A 16591-nucleotide genomic window follows, 5' to 3' on the forward strand; every position below is an offset into this window, starting at 1 on the left:
TTTCGACGGCTCTGGGGCTATCCCTTCAAGCCGGTAAGCGTTACACCCTGAATGAAGTAGCGCTGAGTAAAGAAGAAGAGCGCGACCACGGGAGACATGACCATGGTGCACGCCGCCATCAACATGCCCGGCTCGCCCCCGTGATCGGTTTGGAACAGCTGAAGGGCATAGGCTACAGGCATCTTTTCTGGGCTGTTGATGTAGATGAGCGGCCCCATGAAGTTGTTCCAAGCGCCCAAGAAGGTCATGATGGTGATGGCGGCCATAGCGGGCTTGATTAAGGGCAAGGCGACCCTCCAGTAGATGCCGAACGGCGTGCAACCGTCCAGCTTGGCCGCTTCCTCCAATTCAAGCGGGATCGTCATCATAAATTGCCGAAACAGAAACACAGAGAAGGCGCTGGCAAAGAAGGCAGGAACCCAAAGCGGATTGAGCGTATCGACCCATCCCAGCGAACGAAAGATCAGGAATACAGGAAGCATCGTTACTGCGCCGGGCAGCATCATCGTCGCCATCATCAGGGCGAACATCGCGTCCCGCCCCGGAAAGCGCAGACGCGCAAAGCCAAAGGCGACCATGGAGCTGGAAAGCACGATCCCAATAATGTTGAGCACGGCCAAAACCAGCGTATTGCGCAAGAAAGCCCAGCCTTTCTCGGCTTCTTCGGGCAGAAAGCGCAAGGCATCGCGGTAGTTCTCCCATCGCAGGCCGACTTTGCGTATCGGTGTGATTTCGGAGCGCAATCGAACGATCTCCTCGCCTGCATTGGGGTCGGGCGGCAGGATTCGCAATCTCTGCTCGCCGCTTTCCAAGTTCTCCAACACAGCGGCCTCTGCCGGACGACCGTCCACATGCACGATGGAAATGGGATAGCGCTGATCGCCGATCTGCCTCTCGATCTGGCGCTTCGGAACCCAGACTGGCGGGAACTTGGACATGTCGATGTCTTCTTTGAACGAGGTAACGATCAGCCATGCGAAGGGCACCGAGAAGACGGCGGCGCCCGACGCGAGCGCTAAGTGCAATCCGGCGCTTCGGAGAGCTTTGCCAAAAGGACGCCGCCACAATCGAATGCCGACTCGCGCCATTCGCGCACGGGCGACCCAGTAGGCCGCATAGACAGTTGCGAGCAGGCCAACGTCCAACAAAAGTTGCCTGTACGGCTGCTCGGCTACGAACTGGGCGACTACGAGAGAGAGAGCGCATCCTGCGAACAGTGTGGCAAGGGCGGAGAGCAAACGAAACCGAATCGCTATTTGCGCAACCGCTAGGCCGCGCCAGAGAGCGACGTAGAAGAGCGCAACCGCCGCTATCCATCCAATGGCCGCCATGCTGGTTTATTCTTCTGACTGGGCGCTCGTCGTCCTGCAGGATTGGCATCCCCTTCGTATAAATGACGCCCCATGACCGACCCCGAATTGTGCTTCTTAGAAAGCGATAATTACCCTTACCGCGCCATTGTGCCCCCGATAGTCCAGTCCTCGCTTTTCACTTGGGACGATCTCGAGCAGTTTCTAAAAAGGGGCGAGTTAGAAGGCTGGGACTATACTCGCGTGGGCAATCCGACGATCGACGTTGCGGAACGGATCATTGCCCAGGCGGAGGGAGCGGAGAAGTGCATGCTGTTTGCTTCGGGGATGGCGGCGGTGAGCGCTGCGGTATTGGCTTGCGTGAAGTCCGGGGATCATGTGGTCGCCGTTGAAACGTGCTATGGCCCGACGAGGGAGTTCTTGACCGACTATCTGTCGCGGTTTGGGGTAACGGTCGAGTTTGTGTCGGGCGAATATCCAGAAAAGTTTCGAAAGCCGGCCAAGCTCTACTATCTGGAAAGCCCTTCGAGCATCTTCTTCAACTTGCAGGACATCCAACAGGTTGCGGCAGTTGCCAAGGAGACCGGCGCGCTGGTTGTGATCGACAATAGTTGGGCGACGCCGCTCTATCAAAACCCGATCTCAATGGGAGTCGATTTGGTAATTCACTCCACCAGCAAGTACCTGGGCGGGCATAGCGACATCATGGGCGGGGCGGTGGCGGGCCGCAGGGAGTTGATGGAGAAGGTAGGCGTTGAAAGACGGACCCTTGGGGGATGCGCCGATCCGTTTGCGGCCTATCTGCTGATTAGGGGACTGAGGACGCTGCCGGTGCGAATGGCTCGGCATCAGGAGACGGGTTTGGCGCTGGCTTCGGCCTTGGCAGAGCGCCCTTATGTAGACGCCGTCAATCATCCGGGGTTGGAATCGCATCCGCAATTTGAATTGGGCAAGCGTCAGATGAGGGGCTATTCTGGCCTGTTCAGCTTCTGGCTGAAGCCTGCGTCGAGAGAGAGCGTTGTCAGGGCGATCAACTCGCTCAGGCGCTTTCGCATAGGTCCCAGTTGGGGCGGGCCGGAGAGTTTGGTCGTGGCATTTCCAGAGGAGCAGCCGCCCCATCGCTGGGTGGTTCGGCTCTCTGTGGGGCTTGAGCCGGCGAGCGCGCTGTTGGACGATCTCGATGCCGCGTTTGACGGATTTGGGGCATGATTCGTACTCACAATTGTGCTACAAATCGAAAAAATCCCGTTCAGAGCGCTTAAGCGAGATGCAACTCTGCCCTTCCGGGCGGCACAATCCGCAAGAAGCGCCAGGCAGAAGCCGGGCGTTCCGATCACCGGCTCGCGGGGACGCTCGCCCTCCCGGTGGTTTAGGTCTAATGAACGGGATTTTTTCATAATGTAGCACAAAATTGAGTACGAATTCTCCAAGTACCGCCGGCGTCCTCGCTGGCCCTCGACGCTTCGACGGCCAAGAGAAGACAAACCCGCGACACCTGCGAGTGTAGCGGGATCCCAAAGCCTCACTCCGCTAACAGGGCAGTAAGCAGCTTGTCGATTGCTTTAGCGGTGCGGTCGTCGTTTAGTTTGCCGTTCTCATCGAACTTGTCGGCGGCGAAGGAGACGAAAACTTCGGCGCTCGTGATCGCGACAAGGTCCAGAAAGACAAAGCACTGCCGCAGGTGATATTGGCAACGCGCGCCGCCCAACATGCCCGGCGAGGCGCTCATGATGGCTGCTTTCTTGTTGGCAAAGGGGTTCGGGCGCGGTCGGCTGGCCCAGTCGATCGCGTTCTTTAGAACTCCGGGGATGCTGTAGTTGTATTCCGGAGTTATGAAGAGGTATCGATCGGCCCAGGCGACTTGTCTATTGAGGCGTTGCACGGACTCGGGCAGGGGATCGGCATCGATATCCTGGTTGTAGAGCGGCAGGTCCCCGATCTCGGCCACTTGAACCTCGGCGCGGCTACCAATAGCCTCCAGGGCATGGTTGGTCAGCATTCGGTTGAAGGACGCCTTTCGCAGGCTGCCGCAAAACAGGAGTATCTTCATGGCGGGCATTTTACCTTTTCAAGCGTGCGAAGACTTTTCGCGCCAGGGGCTTGACAAAGCCGAATCTCTGTGGGTAATATCGCTACCGTCTGCATTCGGCGCCCCCATGGAAGCCTGTAAGGGTTTGCTCGGAGCAACAGTTTGTGATAAAATTCACAAAGGCCGACCGGCAGGAAACGGATTTCTGTCGCAGAAGAAGGAGACGATAGGCCGGCGGCGAATGGGTTTCGGCAATGGGCTTTTGAGATCGCATGGAAGCGATCGATGCAGACCGACGGAGCGGTTGAGGCAGGACCGCTTCTAGTTTAGAAAAATAGGGAGGCGGGCCGATGCCTCAGATCTTTCCTGAAAGCAGCAACACGATAGCGAGGGCGAGTTTAGTCGGCGGAATCCTGCTGGTGGCGGGCACGCTGGTTACCGGTTCGCAAATCACCCGCCACAGTTTTGGCACCGACGCCAAGGTTGCTATCGAGCAGCCCATCCCTTTTAGCCACAAGCACCACGCCAACGAGCTAGGCATCGACTGCCGCTACTGCCACACTACGGTTGAGACTTCCAAGTTTGCCGGCATCCCCCCGACCGAGACGTGCATGAGCTGCCACTCGCAGATTTGGACGAACAGTCCCTTGTTGGAGCAGTTGCGCAACAGCCTGAAGGACAATAAGCCGATCGAGTGGACACGGGTGAATCGACTGCCCGATTTCGTCTACTTCGACCACTCCATCCATGTGAACAAGGGGATCAGCTGCTTCACCTGTCATGGGGATGTGCAGGAGATGCAACTGACCTATAAGAACGAGCCGTTCTTTATGAAGTTTTGTCTCGATTGCCACCGCGAGCCGGAGCTTTTCATTCGGCCCAAGGATCAAGTCTTGAACTGGAAGTACAAGGCAGAGGTCAACCAGCGCGAGTTGGGCGAGCGGCTGGTGCACGATTTCGACATCAAGAAGGGGCAGCTAACGGATTGCTGGACGTGCCATCGCTAATGGATAGGATGCGAGAATGAGCGACAAGACCACGTTGCAGGCGCTAAGGGACAAGTTGGCAGGGAAGCAGCCAGGAGGCTATTGGCGAAGCTTAGAAGAGCTGGCCGGGTCGGAGGAGCTCGCCCGATACGCCGACGACGAGTTTCCGCATCGCGAATCGCTGGTCAACGGTATGGATCGGCGTTCGTTCGTCAAACTGATGGGCGCATCTGTGGCGCTGGCCGGGTTGGCGGGATGTCGCCGTTTGCCGGCCGACCACATTGTCCCCTATGTTCGCCATCCAGAGGAGATCGTTCCGGGCAAAGCGCTTTACTATGCGAGTTCGTTCGTTCTGGGCGGCTATGCATTGGGCGTGCTGGTAGAGAGCCACGAAGGGCGCCCGACCAAGATCGAGGGAAATCCGATTCATCCTGCCAGCCTGGGTTCGACCGAAGTTTTTTCTCAGGCTTCCATCTTGAATCTGTACGATCCCGACCGGGCGCAGGCGATCAAACAGTTTGGCACCACGCGGTCGATGGCGCAGATGATGAGCGCATTGCGCGGCGCCTTGGCGCGGCAGATGGACAAGAAGGGCGCCGGACTGCGCATTTTGACGGAGACGGTCAGCTCGCCCACCTTGGCACGGCTGATTGATAACTTCTTGGTCGAATACCCCGAGGGTCGATGGATTCAGTACGATCCGGTTAACGAGGATAACCTGTGGGTCGGGATGAAGGCGGCTTATGGTCGGTACGTTCAACCGGTCTACGATTTTACCAAGCCCAAGGTCATTCTATCGGTCGATTGCGACTTTATGGTCGAACTTCCGGGCAGCGTGCGCTACAGTCGAGATTTTTCCGCACAGCGCCAGATTAGGGACGACAAGCACGACATGCCGAGGCTTTATGCGCTCAAATCCGCTCCAAACGTTACCGCTTCGCTTGCGGATCACAAGCTCACTGTAAAGCCTTCAGAGGCGGAGGCTATCGTATGGTCGGTTGCCGCGGCGATGGGGATGTCGGTCAACGCGCCCTCGACCGAACATCAGGGCTGGGCTTCGGCTGTCGCCAGCGATTTGCGAGCAGCGGGCGCCGAGGCGTTGGTGATCGCAGGGCCGCGGTGCTCGCCTCAAACGCAGACTTTGGTCATGCAGATGAACGAGGCGCTGGGCGCGATGGGAAATACGGTTCGCCTGGTCGAACCTGTGCTGCCCAAAGTCGAAGAGCAAACAGCGTCGATGATGGCATTAGCCCAAGAGATGCGGGCGGGAACGGTCGATTGCCTGATAATGTTGGGCGGAAATCCGGCCTACAATGCGCCCGCAGATGCCGAGTTTGCACAGTCGCTCGAGACGATTTCTAAGAAGGACGGCGCCTTTACTCTTCGCTTGGGAATGCACGACGACGAAACAGCCGGGATCAGCCAATGGGTGGCGCCCGACGCGCACTACTTAGAGTCGTGGAGCGATGCCGTGGCGTTTGACGGCACTGTTTCGCTCGTTCAACCTCTTATCGAGCCGCTGTATAGCGCAGTCTCGCCCCTCGATCTGTTCTGTGCGATCGAAGGCAAAGGCCGCACGGCTTACGATGCGGTCAAGGACTATTGGAAGGCGGCGATGCCTCGCGCAGATTTCGATAAGTTCTGGCGAAAGTGCGTTCACGATGGCATGATCGCCGGTACGAGCGCCAAGGTTGCGAGCGTGTCTGCAAGCGGAGGTGCCCAGCCGCCCAAGTTGAACCAAGGGATGGAGCTGATCTTGGCTGCCGATCCGACAGTCTACGACGGTCGATATGCCAACAACGGCTGGCTGCAGGAATTGTCGAAGCCTGTTACGAGCCTTTGTTGGGACAACGCCTGCCTCCTCGGCGTTCGAAAAGCGCAAGAGTTGGGAATCGAGAATCAGACGATGGTCAACCTTAAAGTCGGAGAGCGCTCGGTAAAGGCCGCTGCTTTTGTCGTGCCGGGCCATCCGAACGAGGCCGTAACGCTTCATTTGGGATACGGGCGTCGGCGCGGCGGAGAGGTAGCGGTCGGCTACGGATTTGACGCTTATGCGGTGAGGAATTCCGACCATCCTTGGGCTGCGCCGGTAGAGGTTGAGAAGATCGGCGGCGAGTATCTTTTGGCCTTTACGACCAACCACAACGTGATCTGGCACGGTCAAAAAGGCGAGGACACGCAGTTTGGCCGAGACATTATTAGAACGCACGATTTGCACGGCGAGCACGACGACAGCGGACATCACGGCCATCATGGCGAACTGCGATCGATGTATCCCGAGCGCGAGTGGGACGGCTACAAATGGGCGATGGTGATCGATACCAACCTGTGCAACGGATGCAACGCCTGCGTGATGGCTTGCCAAGCCGAGAACAACATCAACATTGTTGGAAAGGATGAAGTCCGCCGCCATCGCGAGATGCAGTGGATACGGATCGATCGCTACTATCAGGGCGACGTGGACAATCCGGAGACGTATCACGTGCCTTTGCCGTGTATGCATTGCGAACAGGCGCCGTGCGAGCCTGTTTGTCCGGTGGCGGCGACGGTCCACAGCGCAGAGGGTCTCAATCAAATGGTCTACAACCGATGCGTAGGCACTCGGTATTGCTCCAACAACTGTCCTTACAAAGTTCGCCGCTTCAACTACTTCAAGTACGGCTATTTGAAAGACAAGTACGATCTGGAGCTTCCGGTTTTGAAGCTGATGCGCAATCCAAACGTTACCGTGCGCGGCCGAGGCGTGATGGAGAAGTGCACCTACTGCGTGCAGCGCATCAACGCGGGACGAATCGAAGCGAAAAAGGCGAACCGTCGGCTCAAGGATCACGAGGTCGTTACCGCGTGCCAGCAGGCATGTCCGACCAAGGCGATCGAGTTTGGCGACATGGCCGATCCTGAGAGCGCGGTCAGCAAGCTGCGGGCGCAAGAGCAGCACTACTCGCTGCTCGAGGATTTGGGCACCAAGCCGCGCACGACTTATCTCGGGCGATATCGCAACAACAACACCGAACTGGAGAAGGCATAAGCATGGCCGCTCAACCTGCCAGCGTGATTGACGGGCCAATGATCGAGGGTCAGCAGACCTATGGCACGATCACCGAGCACATAGGCGATATTCCGGCTAAAAGCCCGCCTGCGCCGTGGTATTTCGGCGCCGCGTTTGGGTTTGGATTGCTGGGAGTCATGGTGCTGACCATCGGCTCCTTGCTGTACAACGGTATCGGCATTTGGGGCGTTAACGTACCGGTCGGCTGGGGCTTTGACATTATCAACTTTGTCTGGTGGATCGGAATCGGACACGCGGGCACGCTGATTTCGGCGATTCTGTTGCTGCTGCGGCAGCAATGGCGCACGTCGATCAACCGTTTTGCCGAGACGATGACGCTCTTTGCAGTCATGTGCGCCGGTCTGTTCCCGCTGTTGCACACAGGTCGTCCGTGGGTGGCTTATTGGCTGGTGCCCTACCCCAACATCATGGCGGTCTGGCCCAACTTTCGCAGCCCTCTGGTGTGGGACGTTTTTGCGGTTACGACCTACCTGACCGTGTCGGCGCTGTTCTGGTACGTTGGATTGATCCCCGACCTTGCGACGATGCGCGACCGCGCAAAGAGCAAAGTGAAGCAGGTTGTAACGGGGATGCTGGCGATGGGCTGGCGCAACTCCGCCGCGCACTGGTTCCGATACGAGACGGCCTATCTGCTCTTGGCGGGACTGTCGACTCCGCTGGTCATCTCGGTGCACTCTATCGTTAGCTTAGACTTTGCGGTTTCACTGATGCCCGGTTGGCACACGACCATTTTCCCGCCTTACTTTGTTGCGGGCGCGATTTACTCGGGCTTTGCGATGGTGCTGACCTTTATGATCCCCGTCCGTCGATGGTACAAGATGGAGAACTTTGTAACCATGAAGCACATCGACTGGATGGCCAAGGTGATGCTGGCGACCGGTTTGATCGTGCTGTACGGCTATGGGATGGAAGCGTTTATGGCTTGGTACAGCGGCAGCCTTTGGGAAGAACTGATGTTTGAGAACCGGACGACCGGTCGATTTGGGCTGTCCTACTGGCTCCTGATTCTGTGCAACGGCGTCATCCCGCAACTGTTGTGGCTCCCGCGATTTAGGCATCATATGGGCGTACTGTTCTTCATCTCGCTGGTGATCAACGTCGGGATGTGGCTGGAGCGGTTCGTGATCGTCGTAACCAGTCTGCATCACGACTTTCTGCCCTCGTCTTGGGGCATGTACTATCCGACGATTTGGGATCTTGGGATGTTTGCGGGCACCATCGGGTTCTTTACCTTCATGATGTTCTTGTTCCTCCGATTCTTGCCCATGATCGCCGTGTTCGAGATGCGCGATCTGTGGCACAAAGTCAAGCCAGACGGGCACGGCGATCGCCATGCGCCGGTTCCGACGGGGAAGAGCTGAAATGAGCGAAGCTATCTACGGACTGATTGCAGAGTTTAAGGACGAGCACGACCTGATGAGCGCGGCCGAACGTGTGCGCGAGCAGGGTTACAAGCGCGTCGATGCCTTTTCGCCGTTCCCGATCCATGGTTTGGCAGAGACTTTAGGCATCGACGACCATCGCGTGCCCTTGATCGTAACCTTCGCCGCCTTGGCCGGCGCGGCGGGCGGCTTCTTAATGCAGTACTGGATCTCGGTTGTGGACTATCCGCTCAATATCGGCGGGCGGCCCGATCTGAGCTGGCCGTACTTCATTCCGATTACCTTCGAGTGCATGGTGCTGAGCGCGGCGTTCGGAGCCGTGTTAGGCATGTTGGGACTGAACGGACTTCCTCAGCCGCATCATCCCCTGTTCGACGCCCCTAACTTCGATCGCGCCTCGAACGACCGGTTCTTTATCTGTATAGAATCGAAGGACCCCAAGTTTGAGCGAGAGCAGACGGAGGCGTTTCTGAAGACCTTGAATGCCGAGAACGTTGCCGAGGTGAGCTTATGAGGCGATTGGTCGCCACCGTGGGCAGTGTCTTGATCGTGGCTGGATTGACGGGTTGCCACACCGACATGTGGGTTCAGCCAAGGGTCAAAACACTCTCAAAAAGCGACTTCTTCAAGGACGGTTCGTCGGCTCGGATGCCAGTCAAGAACACGGTTGCATGGGGCAACTTGCGGGAAGACGAGGCTTACTACACGGGCAAGCTTCCGACCGGCAAGTACGTTCAGGAGCTTCCGTTCGAACTAACGAAAGATGTTCTGCTACGGGGTCGGGAGCGATACGACGTCTTTTGCGCGCCGTGCCACGGCAAAGTCGGGGACGGCCAAGGCATGATCGCTCAGAGAGGTTTCAATCAGAAGAGGCCGGTGGCCACGCTCCATCAAGATCGTCTTCGGCAGGCCCAGTTGGGCTACTTCTTCGAGACGATTACGAACGGATTTGGCGTGATGTATTCCTATGCGTCCAGAATTCCGGTTGAGGATCGCTGGAAGATCGCGGCCTACATTCGAGCGTTACAACTGAGTCAGAATGCGACCTATGCCGACGTGCCGCAAGAGGTGTTGCCCGAACTGATCGAGAAGGGCAAGGTCGATCTAACGCCCAAGAAGGAGGCGCCTGCCAGTGACCACTAATGCGGCGATGGGCCGGCTGGAAGGCCTCAAGAAGACGGGAGTCATGCTGGGTTTGGCAGGCATTGCAGGCTGCGTGGTCGGGATTGCTACTAACCGAGAAGGCTTCTTCCAGTCCTATTTGATCGGCTTTTCGTTTTGGGCGATCTTGACGATGGGCTTCATCGGGCTTGCAATGCTGCAGCACACAGTGCGCGCGTCGTGGCTGACGCCCATAGAGCGGATGATCGAAGCGGGCGCATTTTGCTTGCCTATTCTCATCGTCAGTTGGGCTGTCTTGTTGGCCGGACTGCCCATGATGTACGAATGGGCGGTTCCCGAAAAACTGAACGCGAATCCGTATATCAAGCACAAGGAGCCGTTTCTGAACCAGGGCGCGTTCATCGGCGGATCGTTGCTCTACTTTGCGATCATTGCGTTTTTCTTAGCCATGACGAGAGGATTGGCCGACAAGTACGATGCGACGGGCGACCCCAAATGGCGCCAGAAGCGAATCCAACTGGGCGCGATCAGCTTAGTGCCGGTCGTGCTGGCCATCACGTTCGCTTCGTTTCATTGGATGATGTCGCTCGATGCGGACTGGTTCTCCACCATGTACGGGGTCATTGTGCTGGTGTCGGGCGCGTTAGGCGCTTTGGGTCTTTGCTATTTCTTGTTAGGCAGGTACTCCCATCTCGAGCCATTCAATCAATTTGTAGACAAGAAACGGATGCGCGACTTGGGCAACTTTATCCTCGCGCTGAGCATCTTTTGGAGCTACGTTTCGTTCTCTCAATACCTGATCATCTATGCGGGCAATCTGCCGGAAGAGGTCGGCTACTTCTTGCGGCGCCAAGACCGAGGCTGGTACGCTATAGGCACGGCGCTGATGATCGCGCAGTTTGCAATTCCAATGTTGCTGTTGATGCCGAATCCGATCAAAAAGAACCCAAGATCGCTTGGATGGGTCGGGCTATGGATTTTCTTTGTGCGCCTGTTAGAGACTTATTGGTTGATCGCTGGCTCTTCTTCAATTGGTCGAGACTTAGGCGTCCATTGGATGGATTTCGCTGCGCTGTTAGGTATCGGCGGCATCTGGATGGCGATGTTTGCGAACAACCTGCAAAAGCGGCCGCTGATGCCCGCGCCGGAAACTCCCGTAAAGGAGGCGCTTGAGCATGCATAAGCCTGCGACCAATGAAGCCGAGTTGCAGTTGGCCGCCGAATTGGGCTATCAGCCAGAAGAGCCGCCTGTCCGCTCCATCGCCGTCTTTACAGCAGGGCTGTTCATCGTGGTCATTGTTACAACCATCATCACCTACTTTATCTACTTGATGATAATGCCCGATTTTAGCAAGCCGATAGCTAACCAAACGCAGTTGCCGGCGCCTAAGACGACGCCTCCGCCGCCCGTTCTGCAGACCGACCCGATCAAGGACATTAACGAACTCAACGCGGAAGCAGATAGGCTATTGCATTCGATGGAAATTATCGACAGCAACGCGGGCGTGGTGCGGATTCCGATCGAGCGCGCCATCGACGTGATCGTCGAGAACGGCCTTCCAGTCCCTCCAGAAGTAGAGGCGCCGGCGCAATGAAAAACTTAACAATTTTTGCCGTAATGGCTATGTTCGCAATGGGACATGCCCAGTTTTGGAACGGCAAAGCCCGTCCCTTGCCACCGACCAAAGAAGTGGAGCAGAACGTCGACATTGTACAGAATCTGGGCGGCCTGATCCCTCTCGATGCGGAGTTCACCGACTCGGACGGCCAGAAAGTGAAGATTGGCGATCTGCTACAGGGCAAACCGGCGCTGCTCACCCCGGTCTACTATAACTGCCCGAACCTGTGCACGGAAACGCTCAATCGGACGGTGCACGCGCTACAAAAGGTCGAACTCCGGCCGGGCGACGACTACAATATCATCACCTATAGCATCGCGCCGACGGAGACGCCCGAGTTGGCCGCCAAAAAGAAAGAGAATTATGTGGGACTGCTCAAGAAGGAGGGAGCCGAGCGAGGTTGGCGCTTCTTGGTCGGCAGTCAGGAGTCTATCAAGGCGGTTTCCGACGCAGTAGGGTTCAAATATCTTTACCTGGAGAAGCAAGATCTTTACGCTCACAAACCGGCTCTCATCTTTCTGACCCCGGACGGCAAGATTTCGCGCTACTTCTTGGGCTTGCTCTACAACCCGCGGGACGTGCGCCTTTCTCTGGTCGAGGCATCGAACAACAAGATCGGCCAACTGTCGGACAAGTGGCAGCTGTTCTGTTACGTGTACGATCCGGAGTCGGGCACTTATGGCTTTGCGGTGATGCGGGCGCTGCGCATCGGCGGCGTCATGACTATCATCGCTATGGCCGGGATGATCTTCTATTTCTCGAGGCGCAAGCCAGGCGGTGCAGGAGCTTAGCATGGGATTTCCGTTTTTGCCAGAGCAGGCGTCGGACTTTGCGGTCGAACTGGATCTGTGGTTCTGGATCATCACCGCGCTATCTACGTTCTTTACGGTGCTGGTCTTTGCCCTGCTCGTTGTGTTCGTGGTTCGCTACCGAAAGGGCTCTGCTGCCAGCCGAGAGAACGCTCACGACCACGACACGAGGCTGGAGCTTTCATGGACCGTCCCGCTGGTGGTCTTGGGATTGGTCGTGTTTTGGTACACCGCGAAGCTGTACGCCCATGCCTATGCGCCCGGACCGCCCGACGCCCAAGAAATCTACGTTGTCGGCAAGCAGTGGATGTGGCATCTCCAGCATCCAAACGGCATTCGAGAAAACAACCAGCTTCATCTTCAAGTCGGCCAGCCGGTCAAGTTCGTCATGATCTCGCAAGACGTGATCCATAGCTTCTATATCCCTGCATTCAGGATCAAGAAAGATGTTCTGCCTGGCCGCTTCAACGAAGTGTGGGTAACGCCCACCAAGACTGGCAAGTTCCATCTGTTTTGCACCGAGTTTTGCGGCACCGAGCACAGCAAGATGGGCGGGTTTGTCTACGTCATGGAGCCTGCAGAGTTTGAAAAGTGGCAACAGACCGAGCTTTTTGGCGCGGCCGCATCGGCCACGTCGATGGAAGCGGCCGGTCAGGCGCTGTACGAACAGTTGGGCTGCAACACCTGCCACACGGGAGAAAGCACCGCCCGATGCCCCACGCTCGAGGGCATTTTTGGCAAAGAGATCGAGCTAGCCGATGGCCGCAAAGTCATGGTCGACACTGAGTATGTTCGGGAATCGATTCTGGATCCGAATGCGAAGATCGTCAAAGGGTATCAGCCGATCATGCCGCAGTACGGCACTCAGTTGGACGAGGAGAAGGTGCTGCAGTTAATCGCTTACATTCGATCGCTATCGAAGGCGGGCGACGGAGGAGAGAAGAAATGAGCGCCGCAAGCAACGGCCACGGGCACAGCAAGGGCAACTATCTATCGGAGCACCCGATCGCTTCGTGGTTGCTGACCACCGATCACAAACGGATCGGCATACTCTATTTAATCTCCATCAGCGTGTTTTTTGGCATTGGCGCCTTGTTTGCCGCACTCGTCCGCATGGAGCTGATTACGCCGCAGGGCGACTTAATGAGCGCCGACAACTACAATCGCGCCTTTACGCTCCACGGCGTGATGATGATCTTTTTCTTTCTCATCCCCAGCATACCGGCGGTGTTGGGCAATTTCTGTCTTCCGTTGATGATCGGCGCCAAAGACGTTGCATTCCCGCGGCTAAATCTGCTCTCTTGGTACATGTTTGTAATTGGCGGAAGCCTTGCAGTCGTCGCAACGGTCCGCGGCGGGATCGATACCGGCTGGACGTTCTATCCGCCCTACAGTTCGACCTATGCCCACGGGCAGGTGTCGTTAGCGTTGGTCGGCGTGTTTATCAACGGGTTCTCATCGATTTTCACGGGAATCAACTTCCTGGTGACCATTCACAAGATGCGCGCTCCCGGCCTCACTTGGTTCCGCTTGCCCTTGTTTGTCTGGGCCCAATACGCCACCAGTTTTATTATCGTGTTCGGAACGCCCGTGGTCGCGATCACGCTCGCGCTGGTTTTAGTCGAAAGGATTTTGAGAGTCGGCATCTTCGATCCCGCGCTTGGCGGCGACCCGATTCTGTTCCAACACTTGTTTTGGTTCTATTCGCATCCCGCGGTCTATATCATGATTCTGCCGGCGATGGGCGTCATCAGCGAGATAATCTCGACTTTCTCTCGCAAGCGGATTTTTGGATATGAGTTCGTAGCTTTCTCCAGCATGGCGATCGCGATCGTAGGCTTCTTGGTCTGGGGGCATCATCTCTTTACGACCGGCCAGAGCATCTATGCCGGCATGGTTTTCTCAATCCTGAGCTTTCTAGTCGCGGTGCCGTCGGCCGTCAAGACGTTCAACTGGCTGACTACAATGTACAAGGGGCAGGTCGTGCTCCGCGCTCCAATGCTCTATGGGCTCGGATTTATCGGTCTATTCACTATCGGCGGTCTGACCGGGCTGTTCCTATCTTCTATGGGCGTCGATATTCACCTGCAGGAGACCTACTTCGTGGTCGCTCACTTCCACTATGTAATGGTCGGCGGAGCGATCATGGGCTACTTGGGAGGCATCCATTACTGGTGGCCTAAGATGTTTGGCCGAATGTATCCCGAGACGTGGGCCAAGATTGCCGCGCTCATCGTGTTCGTCGGCTTTAACTTGACTTTCTTTCCGCAGTTCATCGTGGGCAACTTGGGGATGCCGCGACGCTACTGGGCTTATCCAGAAGAGTGGCAAGTCTGGCATCTTCTATCGACGGCGGGCGCATCGATCTTGGGAGTGGGCTACTTCTTGCCCAGCGTCTATTTGGTCTGGTCGATCTTCAAAGGCAAGCCGGCCGGCAACAATCCTTGGGGCGCGTCAGGGTTAGAATGGACGACCGAATCGCCGCCCATCACGCACAACTTTCACGAGACGCCGATCGTTACGAAAGAAGCCTATACCTATGACGACGTGCCCGACATGATCGAAGAGGACGACCAGCCGGAGCGAAAGGAGCCAGCGCATGTCTGACCAGACTCATCCCCTCTATCTGGGGCACCACTTCGAGGATATCGAGCAGCAGAACGAATCCTACTCGGTCGGGATGTGGGCGTTTCTCGTTACGGAGATCATGTTCTTTGGCGCGCTGTTCGCCAGCTACTTCATCTATCGCTGGATGAATCAGCACGAGTTCCATGTGCTGTCGCACCACTTGGATTGGAGACTCGGATTTGTCAACACCCTGATCCTGCTGACCTCCAGTTTGACGATGGCCTTAGGCGTGAAAGCGGCGATGCGCAACGACCGACGCAAGCAGATCGGCATGATCCTGGCCACTATCGCTTGTGGCGGCGGCTTCCTAGTCGTCAAATACTTTGAATACACCGACAAATTCAAACACGGGCTTGCGCCGGGAGTCAACTTTAGCTATCCGTATGCGGACGACGGCGCGCCCATTGCGCACATGTTCTACTGCATCTACTTCTTTATGACCGGACTGCACGCCCTCCACGTCGTCATCGGTATGATCGTGATGGCCTGCCTGATCGCCTGGATCAAGAAAAATCCGATGAAAGAACAGGACTTCATGCCGACCGAAATGACCGGACTCTACTGGCACTTTGTGGACATCGTTTGGATCTTCCTCTACCCGCTGCTCTATCTCATTCCGGGGAAATAAATACATGGCTGGCAAAACGCATCAACCTCACTATCTGGACGACAAGACCTACTTCATGGTCTTTGGAGCGCTCATGGTCTTTCTATTCTTGACCGTGGGTGCGGCGCAAGTGGACCTTGGGGCGGCCGTCAACAACGTCATTGCCTTGGCCATTGCAATCATCAAGGCCTATATTGTCGTTAAGTTCTTCATGGGCGTCAAGATGGCAACCAAGCTGACGTTTCTTTGGGCGGTTGCGGGTTTTGTCTGTCTGCTGATCTTGTTCGGCCTGGCGTTCAGCGATTACGGCTCGCGCGGCTGGGTCGATCATAATCCGGGCTGGTAGAGAATTTGATTTTCGGCAGGTTCAAACCGGCAAAAACCGGGTTATACTCTCTTCGCAATGAATTTAACAGGGCCTCTGTGGCCCTACCTATTAGAAGCGGAAGAGAGCGTCATATCGCGAGCGCAGAAAGGAGATTCAGGAGCGACGGAGTACATGCTCTATCGCTACAAGAATCTGGTTCGCCAACTGGTAAAGCCTTACTTCTTGGTCGGAGCCGAAAAGGACGACTTGATCCAAGTAGGCATGATCGGGCTGTGGCAAGCGATCATGGACTTTCGAGAGGAGAAGCAGTCCTGTTTCTCTGCCTTCGCACGCATCTGCATCACTCGCCATGTGCTGTCAGCCGTAAAGGGCGCTCTTCGCTTCCATCATCAACCGCTAAATACTTGCGTCCTGTTCGGGACGGAGCCGGACGGATGGCCCGACCTGAGCGATCGGATCGCGGACAGGTCGATGGCGCCCGAGAGAGTTTTGATCGAGAGCGAGCGCCGTGCCGAGCTGGAGCAGCGGCTGAGCGATCGATTGAGCGCTTTTGAGCGAGAAGTTTTAGACCGTTACTGTATTGGCAAATCGTACTGCGAGATCTCTAGCGAATTGCGCTGCTCGACAAAAGCAGTGGACAATGCGCTGATGCGAATCAAGCGGAAAGTGGCACGGCAGGCTTAGGCGCTATCGGGTATCAT

16 protein-coding genes are annotated in these 16591 nt (G+C 56.5%); 14 read left to right on the forward strand and 2 right to left on the reverse strand.

What is annotated here, in order from left to right; all coding sequences use genetic code 11:
• Window positions 1-17: 17 nt before the first annotated feature.
• A complete protein-coding gene (locus HUU60_01755; protein ID NUL81431.1) occupies window positions 18-1331 on the reverse strand; it encodes a carbohydrate ABC transporter permease in 1314 nt (437 codons plus the stop codon).
• A 72-nt stretch (window positions 1332-1403) separates the two neighbouring features.
• Here HUU60_01755 and HUU60_01760 point away from each other — a divergent pair, with 72 nt between their 5' ends.
• Window positions 1404-2519: a PLP-dependent transferase gene (locus HUU60_01760; GenBank protein ID NUL81432.1), complete on the forward strand. Its 1116-nt coding sequence runs from the start codon at window positions 1404-1406 to the stop codon at window positions 2517-2519.
• A 313-nt stretch (window positions 2520-2832) separates the two neighbouring features.
• On the opposite strand, the gene HUU60_01765 is transcribed toward HUU60_01760, so the two are convergent.
• A complete protein-coding gene (locus HUU60_01765) occupies window positions 2833-3369 on the reverse strand; it encodes an NAD(P)H-dependent oxidoreductase (protein NUL81433.1) in 537 nt (178 codons plus the stop codon).
• Between the two features lie 320 nt (window positions 3370-3689).
• Between HUU60_01765 and HUU60_01770 the strand changes: the two genes are divergently transcribed.
• From HUU60_01770 to HUU60_01830, 13 genes are read left to right on the forward strand one after another with little or no spacing between them, the layout of a single operon-like run.
• On the forward strand, window positions 3690-4346 hold the full coding sequence (locus tag HUU60_01770; protein NUL81434.1) for a cytochrome c3 family protein: 657 nt from the start codon (window positions 3690-3692) through the stop codon (window positions 4344-4346).
• 16 nt (window positions 4347-4362) lie between these two features.
• Window positions 4363-7353: a TAT-variant-translocated molybdopterin oxidoreductase gene (locus HUU60_01775; GenBank protein ID NUL81435.1), complete on the forward strand. Its 2991-nt coding sequence runs from the start codon at window positions 4363-4365 to the stop codon at window positions 7351-7353.
• Between the two features lie 2 nt (window positions 7354-7355).
• The gene (nrfD, locus tag HUU60_01780) at window positions 7356-8756 is read left to right on the forward strand and encodes a polysulfide reductase NrfD (protein ID NUL81436.1); all 1401 of its coding nucleotides are present in this window, start codon (window positions 7356-7358) and stop codon (window positions 8754-8756) included.
• A gap of 1 nt (window position 8757) precedes the next feature.
• A complete protein-coding gene (locus tag HUU60_01785; protein ID NUL81437.1) occupies window positions 8758-9291 on the forward strand; it encodes a DUF3341 domain-containing protein in 534 nt (177 codons plus the stop codon).
• Window positions 9288-9920, forward strand: a complete 633-nt coding sequence (locus tag HUU60_01790) for a cytochrome c (protein NUL81438.1) — start codon at window positions 9288-9290, stop codon at window positions 9918-9920. The genes HUU60_01785 and HUU60_01790 overlap by 4 nt, the downstream gene beginning before the upstream one ends.
• Window positions 9910-11082, forward strand: a complete 1173-nt coding sequence (locus HUU60_01795) for a hypothetical protein (GenBank protein NUL81439.1) — start codon at window positions 9910-9912, stop codon at window positions 11080-11082. The genes HUU60_01790 and HUU60_01795 overlap by 11 nt, the downstream gene beginning before the upstream one ends.
• Entirely contained in the window at window positions 11075-11494 is a 420-nt protein-coding gene (locus HUU60_01800) for a hypothetical protein (GenBank protein ID NUL81440.1), read from the forward strand. Before HUU60_01795 ends, HUU60_01800 begins: the two co-directional genes overlap by 8 nt.
• Window positions 11491-12309, forward strand: coding sequence for an SCO family protein (locus tag HUU60_01805; GenBank protein ID NUL81441.1), 819 nt, complete (start codon window positions 11491-11493; stop codon window positions 12307-12309). Before HUU60_01800 ends, HUU60_01805 begins: the two co-directional genes overlap by 4 nt.
• Before the next feature lies 1 nt (window position 12310).
• Window positions 12311-13276 carry a cytochrome c oxidase subunit II gene (coxB, locus tag HUU60_01810; GenBank protein ID NUL81442.1) on the forward strand — a complete coding sequence of 322 codons (966 nt, stop codon included), beginning with the start codon at window positions 12311-12313 and terminating at the stop codon, window positions 13274-13276.
• Complete coding sequence (gene ctaD, locus HUU60_01815; GenBank protein ID NUL81443.1) at window positions 13273-14934, forward strand: cytochrome c oxidase subunit I; 1662 nt, start codon at window positions 13273-13275, stop codon at window positions 14932-14934. Before coxB ends, ctaD begins: the two co-directional genes overlap by 4 nt.
• Complete coding sequence (locus tag HUU60_01820; protein ID NUL81444.1) at window positions 14927-15583, forward strand: cytochrome c oxidase subunit 3 family protein; 657 nt, start codon at window positions 14927-14929, stop codon at window positions 15581-15583. The genes ctaD and HUU60_01820 overlap by 8 nt, the downstream gene beginning before the upstream one ends.
• 4 nt (window positions 15584-15587) lie before the next feature.
• The gene (locus tag HUU60_01825) at window positions 15588-15908 is read left to right on the forward strand and encodes a cytochrome C oxidase subunit IV family protein (protein ID NUL81445.1); all 321 of its coding nucleotides are present in this window, start codon (window positions 15588-15590) and stop codon (window positions 15906-15908) included.
• Window positions 15909-15965: 57 nt separating this feature from the next.
• Window positions 15966-16574 (forward strand): sigma-70 family RNA polymerase sigma factor, encoded by a 609-nt coding sequence (locus HUU60_01830; GenBank protein NUL81446.1) that lies wholly within the window; start codon window positions 15966-15968, stop codon window positions 16572-16574.
• Window positions 16575-16591 lie beyond the last annotated feature (17 nt).

It is taken from the genome of Armatimonadota bacterium, from assembly GCA_013359125.1.
Lineage (GTDB): Bacteria > Armatimonadota > Fimbriimonadia > Fimbriimonadales > GBS-DC > JABWCR01.

Bases quoted from the DNA above. Each gene is read 5' to 3' on its own strand.
- HUU60_01755 (NUL81431.1), bottom strand. From the start codon at position 1,331: ATGGCGGCCATTGGATGGATAGCGGCGGTTGCGCTCTTCTACGTCGCT.
- HUU60_01760 (NUL81432.1), top strand. From the start codon at position 1,404: ATGACCGACCCCGAATTGTGCTTCTTAGAAAGCGATAATTACCCTTAC.
- HUU60_01765 (NUL81433.1), bottom strand. From the start codon at position 3,369: ATGCCCGCCATGAAGATACTCCTGTTTTGCGGCAGCCTGCGAAAGGCG.
- HUU60_01770 (NUL81434.1), top strand. From the start codon at position 3,690: ATGCCTCAGATCTTTCCTGAAAGCAGCAACACGATAGCGAGGGCGAGT.
- HUU60_01775 (NUL81435.1), top strand. From the start codon at position 4,363: ATGAGCGACAAGACCACGTTGCAGGCGCTAAGGGACAAGTTGGCAGGG.
- nrfD (NUL81436.1), top strand. From the start codon at position 7,356: ATGGCCGCTCAACCTGCCAGCGTGATTGACGGGCCAATGATCGAGGGT.
- HUU60_01785 (NUL81437.1), top strand. From the start codon at position 8,758: ATGAGCGAAGCTATCTACGGACTGATTGCAGAGTTTAAGGACGAGCAC.
- HUU60_01790 (NUL81438.1), top strand. From the start codon at position 9,288: ATGAGGCGATTGGTCGCCACCGTGGGCAGTGTCTTGATCGTGGCTGGA.
- HUU60_01800 (NUL81440.1), top strand. From the start codon at position 11,075: ATGCATAAGCCTGCGACCAATGAAGCCGAGTTGCAGTTGGCCGCCGAA.
- HUU60_01805 (NUL81441.1), top strand. From the start codon at position 11,491: ATGAAAAACTTAACAATTTTTGCCGTAATGGCTATGTTCGCAATGGGA.
- coxB (NUL81442.1), top strand. From the start codon at position 12,311: ATGGGATTTCCGTTTTTGCCAGAGCAGGCGTCGGACTTTGCGGTCGAA.
- ctaD (NUL81443.1), top strand. From the start codon at position 13,273: ATGAGCGCCGCAAGCAACGGCCACGGGCACAGCAAGGGCAACTATCTA.
- HUU60_01820 (NUL81444.1), top strand. From the start codon at position 14,927: ATGTCTGACCAGACTCATCCCCTCTATCTGGGGCACCACTTCGAGGAT.
- HUU60_01825 (NUL81445.1), top strand. From the start codon at position 15,588: ATGGCTGGCAAAACGCATCAACCTCACTATCTGGACGACAAGACCTAC.
- HUU60_01830 (NUL81446.1), top strand. From the start codon at position 15,966: ATGAATTTAACAGGGCCTCTGTGGCCCTACCTATTAGAAGCGGAAGAG.